Below are 17,487 nucleotides of genomic sequence, written 5' to 3' on the forward strand. Positions count from 1 at the left end.
CAACAATGACACCGTGACCCGCGCTTCCTTGAACAAGCAGCCCCACGAAGTCGCCGAGATGTTCGACGACGTGGCGGAACGGTACGACCTCACGAACGACGTGCTGTCACTCGGCCAGGACCGCCGCTGGCGCAAGGAGGTGGCGAAGGCGGTCGACGCACGCCCCGCGCAGAAGGTCCTGGACCTGGCGGCGGGGACGGCGACGTCGTCGCTCCCGTTCGCCCGCGCAGGCGCCTACGTGGTCCCCTGCGACTTCTCCCTGGGCATGCTCCAGGTGGGCAAGAAGAAGCACCCGTGGCTCCCGATGACGGCGGGGGACGCGACGAGGCTCCCGTTCAAGGACGACACCTTCGACGCGGTGACGATCAGCTTCGGCCTGCGCAACGTCCAGGACACCGACGCCGCGCTGAGGGAGCTGTACCGGGTGACGAAGCCGGGCGGCAGGGTGGTGATCTGCGAGTTCTCGCACCCCACGTGGACCCCGTTCCGCACGGTGTACACGGAGTACCTGATGCGGGCGCTCCCCCCGGTGGCGAGGTCGGTGTCGTCGAACCCGGACGCGTACGTGTACCTGGCGGAATCCATCAGGGCGTGGCCGGACCAGCCGGCGCTGGCGGAGAAGCTGCAGAAGGCAGGCTGGCAGAACGTGGCGTGGCGCAACCTGACGGGCGGAGTGGTGGCCCTGCACAGGGGCTTCAAGAAATAACGCCCCCCGGCGAGCCCCCCCGCAAGCCCCCCCCCCGCAAGCCCCCCCCCCGCAAGCCCCCCCCCGCGAGGGACACCTCACCGACCGATCATCTCGAACGCGTCCCCGGGCTCCCCGAGTTCCCGCTGAAGCCCTCCCGAGGGCGGCGCCGGCAACCGGGGCTCCCGCACACCCCCACCCCCTTCACCGTCCCCGAAGTCGAACCACACATAGACGACGGAGTCGGGCGGAACCTCAGCACCGGGCGCGGGAAACTGCCGTACGACGTAGTCGACGACGACCCCGGACAGCTCGGGCCGATCCGGCGAGTTGAGAAACAGCCCCCGGGCCGAGGCAGCCGCACGGGCGTCCACGGCCATGAGCCCGACAAACCGAGGCACCCGCACCTCGGACGTTCTGGGTGGAATTCGCACTGATGTCACCCCCAGCGGTACTGGCAGGGTAACTCCGGGAGCGAGCACTCGGAACGGAATCTCTCTTTCTGTGACAATTAACTACCGAGAGTCACAACTCAAGGGAGTAGCAGTGCCCTTGCCGCTCGGACAGCGGAGTCACGAACCGCTCGGAGAGCCGCATCCCGAGCCGCCGAGTGACAGCGATGGACCGCTCGTTCTCGGCGTCGACCATGGCGACCACCCGCCGAACCCCAGCGGAGCGAACCCGCTCCAGACAGTCCTCAGCGGCGACGGACGCGTACCCGAGCCCCCAGTGCGCCCGCCCCAGCCGCCACCCGATCTCGATCTCCCCGGCGGGCCCCCAGGCGTGCGGCCAGGGCTGGGCGCCGGTGAACCCGACGACGTCGCCGGAGGAGTCGAGGACGGACCACAGGCAGAACCCCAGCTCGGCGTCGTGCCGCCGCTGCCGGGCGGTGAGTTCCTCGTACACGGACAGCTCGGCGGGGCGCCCCCCGTGGAACCGCATGACCTCGGGATCGGCGAAGGCACGGTGCCAGGCGAAGGCGTCCTCGTCGGTGGGCACACGCAGCCGTACTACGGGGTGAGTTCGGTTCACGGGGCAGCCCTTCAGCCGGTTGATCAATTCTGCTGAATAGACTGCCCATGTCCAGTGCCCGTCGGCACGAAGATTCACCACCTTGGGGAGAACCCGCCGTGACTGAGCCCCTCTCCGACAACACCGCAGACGTGATCGTCGTGGGCGCGGGGCCGGCCGGCTCCACCACCGCCTACCACCTCGCCAAGGCCGGACTCGACGTCCTGCTGCTGGAGAAGACCGAGTTCCCGAGGGAGAAGGTCTGCGGTGACGGACTGACCCCGCGCGCGGTCAAGCAACTCGTGGCCATGGGCATCGACATCTCCGAGGAGGCGGGCTGGCTGCGCAACAAGGGCCTGCGCATCATCGGCGGTGGCTCCCGGCTCCAGCTGGACTGGCCCGACCTCGCCTCGTACCCGAACTTCGGGCTGGTGCGGAAGCGGGACGACTTCGACGAGCAGCTGGCGAGGCAGGCGCAGAAGGCGGGCGCCCGCCTCTTCGAGCTCTGCAACGTCAGCGGACCGATCATCGACGACCGTACGGGCCGGATCACCGGCGTGACGGCGAAGCTGGGCGACGACAAGCGCCCGGTGACCTTCCACGCACCGCTCGTGGTCGCGGCGGACGGCAACTCCACCCGCCTCTCCCTCGCCATGGGCCTGCACCGCCGCGAGGACCGCCCGATGGGCGTCGCGGTGCGTACGTACTTCGAGTCGCCGCGTCACGAGGACGACTACCTGGAGTCCTGGCTGGAGCTGTGGGACCGCCGGGGCGCCCAGGACCGCCTGCTGCCCGGCTACGGCTGGATCTTCGGTATGGGCGACGGCACGTCCAACGTGGGCCTCGGCGTGCTGAACACCTCGGACTCCTTCAAGGAGCTGGACTGGCGCGAGGTGCTCAAGGCGTGGTGCGCGTCGATGCCGGAGGAGTGGGGCTACACCCCGGAGCACATGACGGGCCCGATCCGGGGCGCGGCCCTGCCGATGGCCTTCAACCGCCAGCCGCACTACACCAAGGGCCTGCTGCTCGTCGGTGACGCCGGCGGCATGGTGAACCCCTTCAACGGCGAGGGCATCGCCTACGCCATGGAGTCCGGCCAGCTCGCCGCGGACGTCATCGTCCAGGCCCACGCCCGCCCGACCCCGGCCACCCGCGAGATCGCCCTCCAGCGCTACCCCCGCGTCCTCAAGGACACCTACGGCGGCTACTACACCCTCGGCCGAGCCTTCGTGAAACTCATCGGCAACCCCAAGGTCATGCAGATCGGCGCCCAGCGCGGCCTCACCCACCCCCTCCTGATGAAGTTCGTCCTGAAGCTCCTCGCCAACCTCACCGACCCCACCGGCGGCGACACCATGGACCGCGTCATCAACGGCCTGACCAAGGTGGCCCCGAAGGCGTGAACACGGACTGAGGCCGCACAGCACGAAGGCCGCTGCCCCCCGAGGGCAGCGGCCTTCGTGTGCGGGTGCGGGGTGGGTCAGAGGACTCGGACCGCGCCGGTGGGCTGGTCGTAGGAGAGGGGACGCTCCACGACGCCGGTGGAGGGGTTCTGGGCGCCGACGAACATGCCGTCGCCGACGTAGACGCCCACGTGGTACGCGCTGCCCGCGCTGCCCCAGTAGAGGATGTCGCCGGGCTGGAGGCTGTCCAGGGAGACCTGGGTGCCGGCCGTGGACTGGTCCTGGGAGACGCGCGGCAGGCTGATGCCGACCTGCTTGAAGGCCGTCTGGACCAGGCCCGAGCAGTCGTAGGCGGAGGGACCGGTGGCGCCGGAGACGTACGCCTTGCCGACCTGGGCCTTCACGAACGACACGATGGACGCGGCCGAACCGGTCGCGCTGGACGAGCCGGTGACCGTGGAGCTGCCCGCGTCGGTGCTCGCGGACGCGGAGAGCACGGTGCGCTCGGCGTTGCGGGTGGCACGGGCGGCGGCCTGCTTACGGGCCTCCTCCTGCGCCTTCTTCTTCGCCTCGGCCTTCTGCTGGGCGTCGGCGAGGTCCGCCTTGGCCTGCTTCGCGGCGCTGGCGGCGGCCGCGTCACGCTCGGCCTGCAGCTCGTAGTTCGCGGCCGCCTGCTGGGTGGCGTCCGCGGACTGCGCGACCTGGGTGGCCACGTCGGCGGTGAGGGTGGGGAGTTCGAGCGTCTGCGTCACGGGCTCGGCCTCGGCCGCGTTCGCGTAGCCGGCCGCTCCGGCGACCGCCAGGGTGCTGAGGACGCCGCCGGCGACACCGGTCCGCACGACGATGGACGACGCGCTGCGGCGGGGCTTCCGGTGGCTGCGTATGTGAGCGGTGTGGGACATGGGAACAACCGGTACCAGGGGCTCCTTCATATCTTCAACAAACGTGTGCTGCGCCACAATTGTTCAATCGGATCTCCGAAACCCGGTCGCGTCACTCTTTATTGACGCCGTAACGGACATAGCGGACGGAGATCATTGGGCCGTTGATCACGGTCTTTGATCATTACGTCCGAATTGCCCCGCGCCTACCATCGGTTGGGGTCGATGGCCAAGCCCGGCTCCGGAACGCCCGCCACCGGTGTGGCGGAGGTCACGGAACGGTCACCGGCGGAGCCGCGTCCGCGACGATCGGCCGCCCGTCGGGACTTCGTGAACGCGCGCACGTGCCCGGACCGCGTCCACACCGTGCCCCGGATCTCCCTCCGAGGTGTGAATGCCCTCCACTAGCAGTCGCATGCGTCCAGCACCAATTTGCATGCACCGGAACCCTCTTGATATTGAGCGACCCCGTCCGCACTCCCTCTGGCCTGCACCGACGAGCGGGAATGTCACTTCTGGTGATCAACTGAACGCTTCGCGTGCGAAGATCACCCATCCTCCGGCTTCATGATCCTTCGTCAGGTGGTGGAGATCACAAAGCTTGTGCAATACCCCGTGTCGCAGATCACAGAGCGTCGGGCATAAGATGCGGAGCAGTTGGGCTTGTGACCTGCTTCACATGTTCTCGATCTTCGCCGGGACAGGTGGGGACGGAGGGACGTACGAGGCAGCTGTGAGCCCGTGATCCGCCACCAGTCAATGCCGACTGAAGGGAGCGAGGAGCGGTGAACGCGTACGCGCCCATCCTCGTACTGGGAGCCCTCGGGGCAGGCTTTGCGATCTTCTCCGTGGTCATGGCCGCGCTGATCGGTCCGAAGCGCTACAACCGCGCGAAGCTCGAAGCCTACGAATGCGGCATCGAGCCGACCCCCACGCCGGCCGGCGGCGGGCGCTTCCCCATCAAGTACTACCTGACGGCGATGCTCTTCATCGTCTTCGACATCGAGATCGTCTTCCTCTACCCCTGGGCCGTCACCTTCGACGCGCTCGGGGTCTTCGGGCTCGTGGAGATGCTGCTCTTCGTGCTCACCGTCTTCGTCGCGTACGCGTACGTATGGCGGCGCGGCGGCCTGGAATGGGACTGAGGGGCCTTTAAGTCATGGGACTCGAAGAAAAGCTGCCGAGCGGCTTCCTGCTGACCACCGTCGAACAGGCCGCGGGCTGGGTGCGCAAGGCGTCCGTCTTCCCGGCCACGTTCGGACTCGCCTGCTGCGCCATCGAGATGATGACCACCGGCGCCGGACGCTACGACCTCGCCCGCTTCGGCATGGAGGTCTTCCGCGGCTCACCGCGCCAGGCCGACCTGATGATCGTCGCGGGCCGGGTCAGCCAGAAGATGGCGCCGGTGCTGCGGCAGGTCTACGACCAGATGCCCAACCCGAAGTGGGTCATCTCCATGGGCGTCTGCGCGTCCTCGGGCGGCATGTTCAACAACTACGCGATCGTCCAGGGCGTCGACCACATCGTGCCGGTCGACATCTATCTCCCCGGCTGCCCGCCCCGCCCCGAGATGCTGCTGGACGCGATCCTCAAGCTCCACCAGAAGATCCAGGGCACCAAGCTCGGCGTCAACGCCGAGGAAGCCGCCCGGGAGGCAGAGGAAGCCGCGCTCCAGGCACTGCCCACGATCGAGATGAAGGGGCTGCTGCGGTGAGCGAGGACAACGGCGCCAACGGCGTGAACCCCGAGAAGGACCTCTCGGCCTCCAACCTCCCGGGCCAGCGCGGTCAGGGCGGCGAGGAGATCCGCGTCCAGCGCGGCATGTTCGGCGCGAACAACGGCGGCGACACCTCCGGCTACGGCGGCCTGGTCCGCTCGATCCGGCTCCCCGGCGCGGCGAGCCGCCCCTACGGCGGCTGGTTCGACGAGGTCGCCGACGAGCTGGAGGGCGCGCTGGAGGAGCAGGGCCTGCTCCCGGAGAACGCGATCGAGCGCACCGTCGTCGACCGCGACGAGCTGACCTTCCACATCGAGCGTGAGCACCTGCTCCGCGTCGCCCGCACCCTGCGCGACGACCCGGCGCTCCGCTTCGAGCTGTGCACCGGCGTCAGCGGGGTGCACTACCCGAGCGACAAGGGCCGCGAGCTGCACGCCGTCTACCACCTGCGCTCGATCACCCACAACCGGCTGATCCGGCTGGAGGTCAGCGCTCCCGACGCCGACCCGCGCATCCCGTCCCTGGTCACGGTCTACCCGACCAACGACTGGCACGAGCGCGAGACGTACGACTTCTTCGGGATCGTCTTCGACGGCCACCCGGCCCTCACCCGGATCATGATGCCGGACGACTGGCAGGGCCACCCGCAGCGCAAGGACTACCCCCTCGGCGGCATCGCCGTCGAGTACAAGGGCGCCCAGATCCCGGCTCCGGACCAGCGGAGGTCCTACTCGTGAGCACTCCCCACGCAACCGGCCGCGCCACCACCGAGGGGACCGTCTACACGGTCACCGGCGGCGATTGGGACGAGGTCGTACAGACCGCGGCCAAGGCGGACGACGAGCGCATCGTCGTCAACATGGGCCCGCAGCACCCGTCCACCCACGGAGTGCTCCGGCTCATCCTGGAGATCGAGGGCGAGACGGTCACCGAGGCCCGCTGCGGCATCGGCTATCTGCACACCGGCATCGAGAAGAACCTCGAGTTCCGCACCTGGACGCAGGGCACCACCTTCGTCACGCGGATGGATTACCTGACGTCCTTCTTCAACGAGACCGCCTACTGCCTCGCCGTCGAGAAGCTGCTCGGCATCGAGGAGCAGATCACCGAGCGGACCGACATCATCCGGGTGCTCCTGATGGAGCTGAACCGGCTGTCGTCGCACCTGGTGTGCATCGCCACCGGCGGCATGGAGCTGGGCTCCACCACGATCATGATCTACGGGTTCCGCGACCGGGAGATGATCCTCGACATCTACGAGCTGATCACCGGCCTGCGCATGAACCACGCGTACATCCGCCCCGGCGGACTCGCGCAGGACCTGCCGCCCGGCGCGGTCGACCAGATCCGCGAGTTCGTCAAGAAGATGCGGAAGAACCTCCCGGAGTACGACAAGCTCGCCACCGGGAACCCCATCTTCAAGGCCCGTATGCAGGACGTCGGCCACCTCGATCTGGCCGGCTGCATGGCGCTCGGCGCCACCGGCCCGATCCTGCGCTCCACCGGCCTGCCGCACGACCTGCGCAAGGCCCAGCCGTACTGCGGTTACGAGAACTACGACTTCGACGTGCCCACCGCCGAGACATGCGACTCCTACGGCCGTTTCCTGATCCGGCTGGAGGAGATGCGCCAGTCGCTGAGGATCATCGAGCAGTGCCTGGACCGGCTCCAGCCGGGACCGGTCATGGTCGCCGACAAGAAGATCGCCTGGCCCGCGCAGCTCGCGCTCGGCCCGGACGGGCTCGGCAACTCGCTGGACCACATCAAGAAGATCATGGGCACCTCCATGGAGGCCCTGATCCACCACTTCAAGCTGGTGACCGAGGGCTTCCGGGTCCCGCCGGGCCAGGCGTACGCGGCCGTCGAGTCGCCCAAGGGCGAACTCGGCGTGCACGCCGTCTCCGACGGCGGCACCCGCCCCTTCCGGGTCCACTTCCGCGACCCGTCCTTCACCAATCTCCAGGCCATGGCGGCGATGTGCGAGGGCGGCCAGGTCGCCGACGTCATCGTGGCCGTGGCGTCCATCGACCCCGTGATGGGAGGCGTCGACCGGTGACCACCTCTTCTTCCGAGCGGGGCGTCGGCCTGGGCATGCCGGAACTGCCCCCGCCCGCCTACCCGGACGACGTCCGGGCCCGGCTGGAGCGGGACGCGCGCGAGGTGATCGCGCGCTACCCCGACTCCCGCTCCGCCCTGCTGCCGCTGCTGCACCTCGTACAGTCCGAGGACGGCTACGTCACCCGCACCGGCATGAAGTTCTGCGCCGACGTGCTGGAGCTGACCACCGCCGAGGTCACCGCGGTCGCCACCTTCTACTCCATGTACCGGCGCCGCCCCTCCGGCGACTACCAGGTGGGCGTCTGCACCAACACCCTGTGCGCGGTCATGGGCGGCGACGCCATCTTCGAGACCCTCCAGGAGCACCTGGGCGTCGGCAACGGCGAGACCACCGGCGACGGCAAGGTCACCCTGGAGCACATCGAGTGCAACGCGGCCTGCGACTACGCGCCGGTGGTGATGGTCAACTGGGAGTTCTTCGACAACCAGACCCCGGCCAGCGCCACCCGCCTCGTCGACGACCTGCGCGCCGGAGCTCCCGTGGAGCCCACGCGCGGCGCCCGGCTGTGCACCTTCAAGGAGACCGCCCGCATCCTGGCCGGCTTCCCCGACGAGCGCCCCGGCGCCGTCGAGGAGGGCGGCAGCGCGGGCCACGCCTCCCTGGTGGGCCTGCGCCTGGCCAAGGGCGAGACCCAGCCCGCCCGCGTGGTCCACCCGCGCGACGCGGCCCCGCGCGAGGAGCAGGTGCACGACCCGTCGCCCACCGAGCGGCTCAGCTCCCACGACCCGGTCGACACCTCGGCCTCCGACCCGGCGCACCCGTCCGGACCGACCGCAGAGGAGGGGGAGTGATGACCGTGGTGACCGACGTCAAGGACGACACCAGCCCCGAGAAACTGCTCGCCCCCGTGCTCTCGGCCTTCTGGGACGAGGACCGCTCCTGGACGCTCGACGTCTACCGGCGGCACGACGGCTACGAGGGCCTGCGCAAGGCGCTCGCCATGTCCCCGGACGACCTGATCGCCTACGTCAAGGAGTCCGGCCTGCGCGGCCGGGGCGGCGCCGGCTTCCCGACCGGCATGAAGTGGCAGTTCATCCCGCAGGGCGACGGCAAGCCGCACTACCTCGTCGTCAACGCCGACGAGTCCGAGCCCGGCACCTGCAAGGACATCCCGCTCCTCTACGCCAACCCGCACAGCCTCATCGAGGGCATCGTGATCGCCTGCTACGCGATCCGCTCCTCGCACGCCTTCATCTACCTGCGCGGCGAGGTCGTCCCCGTGCTGCGCCGGCTGCACGAGGCGGTGCGCGAGGCGTACGAGGCCGGGTTCCTCGGCGAGAACGTCCTCGGCAGCGGACTCGACCTCGAACTCACCGTGCACGCGGGCGCGGGCGCCTACATCTGCGGTGAGGAGACCGCGCTGCTCGACTCGCTGGAAGGGCGCCGGGGCCAGCCGAGGCTGCGGCCCCCGTTCCCCGCCGTCGAGGGCCTGTACGCCTGTCCCACCGTGGTGAACAACGTCGAGTCGATCGCCTCGGTTCCCGCGATCATGCACCAGGGCAAGGACTGGTTCCGCTCGATGGGCAGCGAGAAGTCACCCGGCTTCACGCTCTACTCGCTCAGCGGGCACGTCGCCAGCCCCGGCCAGTACGAGGCGCCGCTCGGCATCACCCTGCGCCAGCTGCTCGACATGAGCGGCGGCATGCGTCCCGGCCACCGGCTGAAGTTCTGGACCCCGGGCGGCTCCTCCACCCCGATGTTCACCGACGAACACCTCGACGTGGCCCTCGACTACGAGGGCGTCGGCGCCGCCGGCTCCATGCTCGGCACCAAGGCGCTCCAGTGCTTCGACGAGACCACCTGCGTGGTGCGGGCGGTCACCCGCTGGACCGAGTTCTACGCCCACGAGTCCTGCGGCAAGTGCACGCCCTGCCGCGAAGGGACGTACTGGCTGGTGCAGTTGCTGCGGGACATCGAGGCCGGGAAGGGGTCGATGTCCGACCTCGACAAGCTCAACGACATCGCCGACAACATCAACGGCAAGTCCTTCTGCGCCCTGGGCGACGGCGCGGCCTCACCGATCTTCTCCTCGCTGAAGTACTTCCGCGAGGAGTACGAGCAGCACATCACGGGCCGGGGCTGCCCCTTCGACCCGGCCAAGTCGACGGCCTGGGCGGACCGCCCGGAGGTGAACGCATGACCGTGACCACCAATGCCCCCTCGGACGGGGGGCAGGCGGCGGTCCCGCCGGAGGACCTCGTCTCGCTGACGATCGACGGCATCGGGATCAGCGTGCCCAAGGGCACCCTGGTCATCCGGGCCGCCGAGCGGCTCGGCATCGAGATCCCGCGCTTCTGCGACCACCCCCTGCTGGACCCGGCCGGCGCCTGCCGCCAGTGCATCGTGGAGGTGGAGGGCCAGCGCAAGCCGATGGCGTCCTGCACCATCACCTGCACCGACGGCATGGTGGTGAAGACCCAGCTCACCTCGCCGGTCGCCGAGAAGGCGCAGCACGGCGTGATGGAGCTGCTGCTCATCAACCATCCGCTGGACTGCCCGGTCTGCGACAAGGGCGGCGAGTGCCCGCTGCAGAACCAGGCCATGTCGCACGGCAACGCCGACACCCGCTTCGAGGGCCGCAAGCGCACCTACGCCAAGCCGGTCCCGATCTCCACCCAGGTGCTGCTGGACCGCGAGCGGTGCGTGCTGTGCGCCCGCTGCACCCGGTTCTCCAACCAGGTCGCGGGCGACCCGATGATCGAGCTGATCGAGCGGGGCGCGCTCCAGCAGGTCGGCACCGGCGAGGGCGACCCGTTCGAGTCGTACTTCTCCGGCAACACCATCCAGATCTGCCCGGTCGGCGCGCTCACCTCGGCCGCCTACCGGTTCCGCTCCCGCCCCTTCGACCTGATCTCCTCGCCGTCGGTGTGCGAGCACTGCTCGGGCGGCTGCGCCACCCGTACCGACCACCGGCGCGGCAAGGTCATGCGGCGGCTCGCCGCCAACGACCCGGAGGTCAACGAGGACTGGGTCTGCGACAAGGGCCGGTTCGCCTTCCGCTACGCCCAGCAGCGCGACCGGCTCGACACCCCGCTGGTCCGCAACGCCGAGGGCGTGCTGGAGCCGGCCTCCTGGCCGGAGGCGCTGGACGCGGCCGCGCGGGGCCTGGGCGCCGCCCGCTCCCGCGCCGGGGTGCTCACCGGGGGCCGGCTGACCGTCGAGGACGCCTACGCGTACAGCAAGTTCGCGCGGGTGGCGCTCGACACCAACGACATCGACTTCCGGGCCCGTGTGCACAGCGGGGAGGAGGCCGACTTCCTCGCCGCGCGGGTGGCCGGCCGGGGCCGCGACCTCGACGGCACCGGGGTCACGTACACCGCGCTGGAGCAGGCGCCCGCCGTGCTGCTGGTCGGGTTCGAGGCCGAGGAGGAGGCGCCCGGCGTCTTCCTGCGGCTGCGCAAGGCGTGGCGCAAGCACGGCCAGAAGGTGTACTCCCTGGCCACGCACGCCACCCGGGGCCTGACCAAGGCGGGCGGCACGCTGCTGCCGGCCGCGCCCGGCACCGAGCCCGAGTGGCTGGACGCGCTGGCCGGCGGGGTCGGTCTGGAGGACGCCGGCACCGGGGCGGCCGAGGCGCTGCGCGCCGAGGGCGCCGTGATCGTGGTCGGCGAGCGGCTCGCGGGTGTCGCGGGCGGCCTGACCGCCGCCACGCGCGCGGCGGCCGCCACCGGCGCCCGGCTGGTGTGGATTCCCCGGCGGGCGGGGGAGCGCGGCGCCGTCGAGGCGGGCGCGCTGCCCACGCTGCTGCCGGGCGGCCGCCCGGCCACCGACCCGCGCGCGCGGGAGGAGGTCGCCGCCGCCTGGGGGCTGGCCGAACTCCCCGCCCGGCACGGCCGCGACACCCAGCAGATCGTGGAGGCCGCCGCCACCGGCGAGCTGTCCGCGCTGCTCGTCGCCGGGGTGGAGGTCGCCGACCTGCCCGACCCGGCACGCGCGCGTGAGGCGCTCGACAGCGTCGGTTTCCTGGTCTCGCTGGAGCTGCGGCCCAGCGAGGTCACCGAACGCGCCGACGTGGTGCTGCCGGTGGCGGCGGTGGTCGAGAAGACCGGCACCTTCCTCAACTGGGAGGGCCGGGTCCGCTTCTTCGAGGCCGCGCTCAAGCCCGACCAGATGACCCGCCGGCTCGCCCCGTCCGACGCCCGCGTCCTGGAGATGCTGGCCGACGCCATGGACGTCCACCTGGGCCTGCCGGACCTGCGCACCACGCGTGCGGAGATCGACCGGCTCGGCGGCTGGACCGGGGGCACCGCGGCCGACCCGGCGCACAGCGGGGCCGCGCTGCCCCGCCCGGCGGCCGGGGAGGCCGTGCTCGCCGGACACCGGCTCCTGCTCGACCTCGGCGTCCTCCAGCAGGGCGACGAGGCGCTGGCCGGCACCCGGCACGCCGCCCACGCGCGCGTGTCCGCGGCCACGGCCGCCGAGGCGGGCGTCCAGGACGGCGACACGCTCGCCGTCACCGGTCCCGCCGGGACGACCGCGTTCCCGCTGGAGATCACCGAGATGCCCGACCGGGTGGTCTGGCTCCCGCTGGACTCGGCCGGCCGGGGCGTCGCCTCCGACACCGGGGCCGGGCCCGGCTCCCTCGTCCGTATCGGCCCGGCGGCGCTCGCCGACGAGGCCCCCAAGGAGGTTCGAGGATGAGCCCGTTCCTCGCCGCTGAAGACCTCTCGCTGTTCGGCCGCGACCCCTGGTGGCTGGTCGTCGTCAAGGCGGTGTTCTGCTTCGCGTTCCTGATGCTGACGGTGCTGCTCTCCATCGTCTGGGAGCGCAAGGTCGTCGCCTGGATGCAGCTGCGCGTCGGCCCCAACCGGCACGGCCCCTGGGGCATGCTCCAGTCGCTCGCCGACGGCGTGAAGCTGATGCTCAAGGAGGACGTCGTCGTCAAGCGCGCGGACAAGGTGATCTACGTCCTCGCGCCGATCGTCGCGGTCATCCCGGCCTGCATGGCGATCGCGGTGATCCCCTTCGGCCCGGCCGGCAACGAGATCTCGATCTTCGGCCACCGCACCACGATGCAGCTCACCGACCTGCCGATCGCGATGCTCTACATCCTCGCGGTCGCCTCGATCGGCATCTACGGCATCGTGCTGGCGGGCTGGAGCTCCGGATCGACCTACCCGCTCCTGGGCGGCCTGCGCTCCTGCGCGCAGATGATCTCGTACGAGATCGCCATGGGCGCCGCGTTCGCCTCGGTGTTCCTCTACTCCGGGTCGATGTCGACCTCCACGATCGTGGAACAGCAGCACGACCGCTGGTACATCCTGCTGCTGCCGGTCTCCTTCATCCTCTACGTGATCACGATGGTGGGCGAGACCAACCGCGCCCCCTTCGACATGCCGGAGTCCGAGGGCGACCTGGTCGGCGGCTTCAACACCGAGTACTCGTCGATCAAGTTCGCGCTGTTCATGCTCGCCGAGTACATGAACATGGTGACGGTGTCGGCGGTGACGGCCACCCTCTTCCTCGGCGGCTGGCGGGCCCCCTGGCCCATCAGCACCTTCTGGGAGGGCGCCAACCACGGCTGGTGGCCGATGCTCTGGTTCGTCATCAAGGTCCAGCTCCTGCTGTTCTTCTTCATCTGGCTGCGCGGCACGCTCCCCCGCGTCCGCTACGACCAGCTCATGAAGCTCGGCTGGAAGGTCCTGATCCCGGTCTCGGTGGTCTGGCTGATGCTGGTGGCGACCGTGCGGGTGCTGCGCAACGAGAACTACGACTTCGCCGACATCGCGCTCTACGTCGGCGGCGGTGTGCTCGCCCTGCTGCTGATCTCCTTCATCGCCGACATGTTCCGCGACAAGGGCAAGGCCGCCGAAGAGCCGGCCCCGCAGCCCGGATTCGATCCGCTGGCGGGCGGTTTCCCCGTACCGCCGCTGCCCGGACAGCAGTTGCCCGCGGTGCCCAGGCGCCGGCCGCGCCAGGAGCGGGAGCTGATTGTCAGTGGTGGAGTGGACACTGTGAGTGACCAGACTCCGGATGGAAAGGAGGCGTCCGATGGCTGAGGAGCCCAAGGAGACCGCACCCGGTTTCCAGAACCCCGTGGCCGGCTTCGCCGTGACCTTCAAGGCCATGTTCAAGAAGCGGCTGACCGAGCAGTACCCGGAGCAGAAGAAGACCACCGCTCCCCGCTTCCACGGACGGCACCAGCTCAACCGCCATCCGGACGGCCTGGAGAAGTGCGTCGGCTGCGAGCTGTGCGCCTGGGCCTGCCCCGCCGACGCCATCTATGTCGAGGGCGCCGACAACACCGACGAGGAGCGCTACTCGCCGGGCGAGCGGTACGGCAGGGTCTACCAGATCAACTACGCCCGCTGCATCCTGTGCGGCCTGTGCATCGAGGCGTGCCCCACCCGCGCGCTGACGATGACCAACGAGTTCGAGCTGGCCGACTCCAGCCGGGCCAACCTCATCTACACCAAGGAGCAGTTGCTCGCCGGTCTGGACGAGGGCATGGTCGACTCCCCGCACTCGATCTTCCCCGGCACCGACGAACAGGACTACTACCGGGGCCTGGTGACCGAGGCCGCCCCCGGCACCGTCCGCCAAGTGGCCGTCTCGAAGGGCGAACTGCATCAATCCGCAAGCCCTTCGGGCGCGGCCGAGGACGAGGGGGTGGAGGCATGAGCGCACAGCTCGCCGCCTATTCCACGTCCACCGGAGAAGCGGTCCAGTTCTGGATTCTCGGCAGCGTCGCGGTGATCGGCGCCCTGTGCACCGTCCTGATGCGGCGCGCGGTGCACAGCGCGCTCTGTCTCGCCGGGACCATGATCGTCCTGGCGGTGTTCTACCTCGCCAACGGCGCCTATTTCCTGGGGGTCGTGCAGATCGTCGTCTACACGGGCGCGATCATGATGCTCTTCCTCTTCGTGGTGATGCTCGTCGGCGTGACCGCCGCGGACTCGCTGAAGGAGACCATCAGGGGCCAGCGCTGGCTGGCCCTGCTCTGCGGGCTCGGCTTCGGCGTCCTGCTGCTGGGCGGCATCGCCAACGCCTCGCTCACCCAGTTCAATGGCACCGGCCAGGCCAACGCGGGCGGCAACGTGCAGGGGTTGGCGACCCTCATCTTCACCAAGTACGTCTTCGCCTTCGAGCTGACCGGCGCCCTGCTGATCACCGCCGCGATCGGCGCCATGGTGCTCACCCACCGCGAGCGCACCGAACGGGCCAAGACCCAGCGCGAGCTGGCCGACCAGCGGGTCCGCGAGGGGAAGCAACTGCCGCCGCTGCCCGCCCCCGGCGTCTACGCCCGGCACAACGCGGTGGACATCGCGGGCCTGCTGCCCGACGGCACCCCCGCCGAGCTGAGCGTCAGCCGGACGCTGCGCGAACGCGGACAGATCCGGGACGTCTCCACCCAGGCCCTGGGCGACCTCAAGGCGCTGGAACAGCGCGCCGAGGACCGCCTGGAGCGCACGGAGAGCACTCCCGCCACCTTCAAGCGGACGGAGGACGCGGCGCAGTGAACCCCGTCAACTACCTCTATCTCGCGGCCCTGTTGTTCACCATCGGCGCCACCGGCGTGCTGATCCGGCGGAACGCGATCGTGGTGTTCATGTGCGTGGAGCTGATGCTCAACGCCTGCAACCTCGCCTTCGTCACCTTCTCCCGGATGCACGGCAACCTCGACGGCCAGATCATCGCGTTCTTCACGATGGTCGTCGCCGCCGCGGAGGTCGTGGTGGGCCTGGCGATCATCGTGTCGCTGTTCCGCACCCGCCACTCGGCCTCGGTCGACGACGCCAGCCTGATGAAGCTGTAAGGGGTCGGAAGAATCGTGGAGAACCTGATCGCGCTGCTCATCGCGGCGCCCCTGCTCGGAGCCGTCGTGCTCCTGCTCGGCGGCCGGCGCCTGGACGCCGTCGGCCACTGGGTCGGCACCCTGCTGTCGACCGCCTCCTTCGCCATCGGCCTGGTCCTCTTCACCGGGCTGCTCGGCAAGGACGCCGAACACCGCACCTGGACCCAGCACCTGTGGAACTGGATCTCGGTCGGAAACTTCCAGGCCGACGTCACCCTGCGGCTCGACCAGCTGTCGATGACGTTCGTGCTGCTGATCACCGGCGTCGGCTCGCTGATCCACCTGTACTCCATCGGGTACATGGAGCACGACGAGCGGCGCCGCCGCTTCTTCGGCTACCTCAACCTGTTCCTCGCGGCGATGCTCCTGCTGGTCCTCGCCGACAACTACCTGCTGCTGTACGTCGGCTGGGAGGGCGTGGGCCTCGCCTCGTACCTGCTGATCGGCTTCTGGCAGCACAAGCCCAGCGCCGCGACCGCCGCGAAGAAGGCGTTCCTGGTCAACCGGGTCGGCGACATGGGCCTGTCCATCGCCATCATGCTGATGTTCACCACCTTCGGCACCTTCGCCTTCGGCCCCGTCCTGGAGCACGCCGGCGACGCGTCGGAGGGGCGGCTCACCGCGATCGGGCTGATGCTGCTGCTCGCCGCGTGCGGCAAGTCCGCCCAGGTGCCGCTCCAGTCCTGGCTCGGGGACGCGATGGAGGGCCCGACCCCGGTCTCGGCCCTGATCCACGCGGCCACCATGGTCACGGCGGGCGTCTACCTGATCGTCCGCTCCGCCGCGATCTTCAACGGCGCCCCGGACGCGCAGCTCGTGGTCACCGTCGTCGGCGGGGTCACGCTGCTGTTCGGTGCGATCGTCGGTTGCGCCAAGGACGACATCAAGAAGGCGCTGGCCGGCTCGACCATGTCGCAGATCGGCTACATGGTCCTCGCGGCCGGCCTCGGCCCGATCGGCTACGTCTTCGCGATCATGCACCTGGTCACCCACGGCTTCTTCAAGGCCGGGCTGTTCCTCGGCGCCGGTTCGGTGATGCACGGCATGAACGATGAGGTCGACATGCGCAAGTACGGCGGCCTGCGCAAGTACATGCCGATCACCTTCGTCACCTTCGGCCTCGGCTACCTCGCGATCATCGGCTTCCCGGGTCTGTCCGGCTTCTTCTCCAAGGACAAGATCATCGAGGCGGCGTTCGCCAAGGGCGGCACCGAGGGCTGGATTCTGGGCGGGGTGGCCCTGCTGGGCGCGGCGATCACCGCGTTCTACATGACCCGCGTGATGCTGATGACGTTCTTCGGCGAGAAGCGCTGGCAGCCTGATGCCGAGGGACATGAACCGCACCCCCACGAGTCCCCGCGCACCATGACGATCCCGATGATCGTGCTGGCCGTCGGCTCGGTGGCGGGCGGTGCCTTCTTCGACATCGGCGACCGCTTCCTGCACTGGCTGGAGCCGGTCACCGGGCACGCCGAGGGCCACTCCCCGCTGAGCGCGCTCACCGTCACCGGCGCCACCATGGTCTGCCTGGTCGTCGGCGTGGGCCTGGCCTGGGCACAGTACGGCCGCAAGCCCGTACCCGCCGTCGCCCCGCGCGGCTCCGTGCTCACCCGCGCCGCCCGGCGCGACCTCTACCAGGACGACTTCAACCATGTCGTGCTGGTGCGCGGCGGCGAGCACCTGACGCGCTCGCTGGTCTATGTCGACCACACCCTGGTCGACGGGGTCGTCAACGGCTCGGCGGCCGGATTCGGCGGCCTGTCCGGCCGGCTGCGCCGGGTCCAGAACGGCTTCGCCCGCTCCTACGCGGTCTCGATGTTCGGCGGCGCGGCCCTCCTGGTCGCCGCGACGCTGCTGATGAGGGCGGTCTGATACC

Annotated in this window: 17 protein-coding genes; 14 read left to right on the forward strand and 3 right to left on the reverse strand. The window is 69.9% G+C overall.

Translation table 11 applies throughout. The features are described 5' to 3' along the window. Positions 1-13 precede the first annotated feature (13 nt). Positions 14-706: a demethylmenaquinone methyltransferase gene (locus tag D0Z67_RS16755; protein WP_031183143.1), complete on the forward strand. Its 693-nt coding sequence runs from the start codon at positions 14-16 to the stop codon at positions 704-706. A gap of 77 nt (positions 707-783) precedes the next feature. Here the strand turns inward: D0Z67_RS16755 and D0Z67_RS16760 are convergent, their stop codons facing one another. Both D0Z67_RS16760 and D0Z67_RS16765 read right to left on the reverse strand, forming a co-directional pair. Further along, on the reverse strand, positions 784-1,092 hold the full coding sequence (locus D0Z67_RS16760; protein WP_078873584.1) for a PASTA domain-containing protein: 309 nt from the start codon (positions 1,090-1,092) through the stop codon (positions 784-786). Between the two features lie 118 nt (positions 1,093-1,210). Further along, positions 1,211-1,717, reverse strand: a complete 507-nt coding sequence (locus D0Z67_RS16765) for a GNAT family N-acetyltransferase (protein ID WP_031183141.1) — start codon at positions 1,715-1,717, stop codon at positions 1,211-1,213. A gap of 47 nt (positions 1,718-1,764) precedes the next feature. On the opposite strand from D0Z67_RS16765, the gene D0Z67_RS16770 reads away from it, so the two are divergent. Continuing rightward, positions 1,765-3,099: a geranylgeranyl reductase family protein gene (locus D0Z67_RS16770; protein WP_051888031.1), complete on the forward strand. Its 1,335-nt coding sequence runs from the start codon at positions 1,765-1,767 to the stop codon at positions 3,097-3,099. A 77-nt stretch (positions 3,100-3,176) separates the two neighbouring features. On the opposite strand, the gene D0Z67_RS16775 is transcribed toward D0Z67_RS16770, so the two are convergent. After that, positions 3,177-4,001 carry a C40 family peptidase gene (locus tag D0Z67_RS16775; RefSeq protein WP_031183140.1) on the reverse strand — a complete coding sequence of 275 codons (825 nt, stop codon included), beginning with the start codon at positions 3,999-4,001 and terminating at the stop codon, positions 3,177-3,179. 764 nt (positions 4,002-4,765) lie between these two features. On the opposite strand from D0Z67_RS16775, the gene D0Z67_RS16780 reads away from it, so the two are divergent. Genes D0Z67_RS16780 through nuoL form a run of 12 tightly spaced genes read left to right on the forward strand, consistent with a single transcriptional unit; the run spans position 4,766 to position 17,483 of the window. Next, positions 4,766-5,125: an NADH-quinone oxidoreductase subunit A gene (locus tag D0Z67_RS16780; RefSeq protein WP_030813697.1), complete on the forward strand. Its 360-nt coding sequence runs from the start codon at positions 4,766-4,768 to the stop codon at positions 5,123-5,125. A 14-nt stretch (positions 5,126-5,139) separates the two neighbouring features. Then, complete coding sequence (locus D0Z67_RS16785; protein ID WP_031183139.1) at positions 5,140-5,694, forward strand: NuoB/complex I 20 kDa subunit family protein; 555 nt, start codon at positions 5,140-5,142, stop codon at positions 5,692-5,694. After that, entirely contained in the window at positions 5,691-6,434 is a 744-nt protein-coding gene (locus D0Z67_RS16790; RefSeq protein ID WP_031183138.1) for an NADH-quinone oxidoreductase subunit C, read from the forward strand. The genes D0Z67_RS16785 and D0Z67_RS16790 overlap by 4 nt, the downstream gene beginning before the upstream one ends. Next, complete coding sequence (locus D0Z67_RS16795) at positions 6,431-7,753, forward strand: NADH-quinone oxidoreductase subunit D (RefSeq protein ID WP_031183137.1); 1,323 nt, start codon at positions 6,431-6,433, stop codon at positions 7,751-7,753. The genes D0Z67_RS16790 and D0Z67_RS16795 overlap by 4 nt, the downstream gene beginning before the upstream one ends. Beyond that, the gene (nuoE, locus tag D0Z67_RS16800; protein WP_031183136.1) at positions 7,750-8,607 is read left to right on the forward strand and encodes an NADH-quinone oxidoreductase subunit NuoE; all 858 of its coding nucleotides are present in this window, start codon (positions 7,750-7,752) and stop codon (positions 8,605-8,607) included. Before D0Z67_RS16795 ends, nuoE begins: the two co-directional genes overlap by 4 nt. Beyond that, complete coding sequence (nuoF, locus tag D0Z67_RS16805; RefSeq protein WP_031183135.1) at positions 8,607-9,956, forward strand: NADH-quinone oxidoreductase subunit NuoF; 1,350 nt, start codon at positions 8,607-8,609, stop codon at positions 9,954-9,956. Before nuoE ends, nuoF begins: the two co-directional genes overlap by 1 nt. Then, positions 9,953-12,457 carry an NADH-quinone oxidoreductase subunit G gene (locus D0Z67_RS16810; protein WP_031183134.1) on the forward strand — a complete coding sequence of 835 codons (2,505 nt, stop codon included), beginning with the start codon at positions 9,953-9,955 and terminating at the stop codon, positions 12,455-12,457. Before nuoF ends, D0Z67_RS16810 begins: the two co-directional genes overlap by 4 nt. Continuing rightward, a complete protein-coding gene (gene nuoH / locus D0Z67_RS16815; RefSeq protein ID WP_031183133.1) occupies positions 12,454-13,815 on the forward strand; it encodes an NADH-quinone oxidoreductase subunit NuoH in 1,362 nt (453 codons plus the stop codon). The genes D0Z67_RS16810 and nuoH overlap by 4 nt, the downstream gene beginning before the upstream one ends. Then, positions 13,808-14,437 carry an NADH-quinone oxidoreductase subunit NuoI gene (gene nuoI, locus D0Z67_RS16820; RefSeq protein ID WP_031183132.1) on the forward strand — a complete coding sequence of 210 codons (630 nt, stop codon included), beginning with the start codon at positions 13,808-13,810 and terminating at the stop codon, positions 14,435-14,437. Before nuoH ends, nuoI begins: the two co-directional genes overlap by 8 nt. Then, a complete protein-coding gene (locus D0Z67_RS16825) occupies positions 14,434-15,276 on the forward strand; it encodes an NADH-quinone oxidoreductase subunit J (RefSeq protein WP_031183131.1) in 843 nt (280 codons plus the stop codon). Before nuoI ends, D0Z67_RS16825 begins: the two co-directional genes overlap by 4 nt. Then, positions 15,273-15,572, forward strand: a complete 300-nt coding sequence (nuoK, locus tag D0Z67_RS16830; protein WP_030742982.1) for an NADH-quinone oxidoreductase subunit NuoK — start codon at positions 15,273-15,275, stop codon at positions 15,570-15,572. Before D0Z67_RS16825 ends, nuoK begins: the two co-directional genes overlap by 4 nt. 15 nt (positions 15,573-15,587) lie before the next feature. Next, complete coding sequence (gene nuoL, locus D0Z67_RS16835; RefSeq protein WP_031183130.1) at positions 15,588-17,483, forward strand: NADH-quinone oxidoreductase subunit L; 1,896 nt, start codon at positions 15,588-15,590, stop codon at positions 17,481-17,483. Positions 17,484-17,487 lie beyond the last annotated feature (4 nt).

The sequence above is a fragment of the Streptomyces seoulensis genome, assembly GCF_004328625.1.
In the GTDB taxonomy this organism is placed as follows: domain Bacteria; phylum Actinomycetota; class Actinomycetes; order Streptomycetales; family Streptomycetaceae; genus Streptomyces; species Streptomyces seoulensis.

What these genes read in the sequence shown, in the direction of transcription:
- D0Z67_RS16770 (WP_051888031.1), top strand. Translation starts at nt 1,765, where the DNA reads ATGTCCAGTGCCCGTCGGCACGAAGATTCACCACCTTGGGGAGAACCC.
- D0Z67_RS16775 (WP_031183140.1), bottom strand. Translation starts at nt 4,001, where the DNA reads ATGTCCCACACCGCTCACATACGCAGCCACCGGAAGCCCCGCCGCAGC.
- D0Z67_RS16785 (WP_031183139.1), top strand. Translation starts at nt 5,140, where the DNA reads ATGGGACTCGAAGAAAAGCTGCCGAGCGGCTTCCTGCTGACCACCGTC.
- nuoF (WP_031183135.1), top strand. Translation starts at nt 8,607, where the DNA reads ATGACCGTGGTGACCGACGTCAAGGACGACACCAGCCCCGAGAAACTG.
- D0Z67_RS16810 (WP_031183134.1), top strand. Translation starts at nt 9,953, where the DNA reads ATGACCGTGACCACCAATGCCCCCTCGGACGGGGGGCAGGCGGCGGTC.
- nuoH (WP_031183133.1), top strand. Translation starts at nt 12,454, where the DNA reads ATGAGCCCGTTCCTCGCCGCTGAAGACCTCTCGCTGTTCGGCCGCGAC.
- nuoI (WP_031183132.1), top strand. Translation starts at nt 13,808, where the DNA reads ATGGCTGAGGAGCCCAAGGAGACCGCACCCGGTTTCCAGAACCCCGTG.
- D0Z67_RS16825 (WP_031183131.1), top strand. Translation starts at nt 14,434, where the DNA reads ATGAGCGCACAGCTCGCCGCCTATTCCACGTCCACCGGAGAAGCGGTC.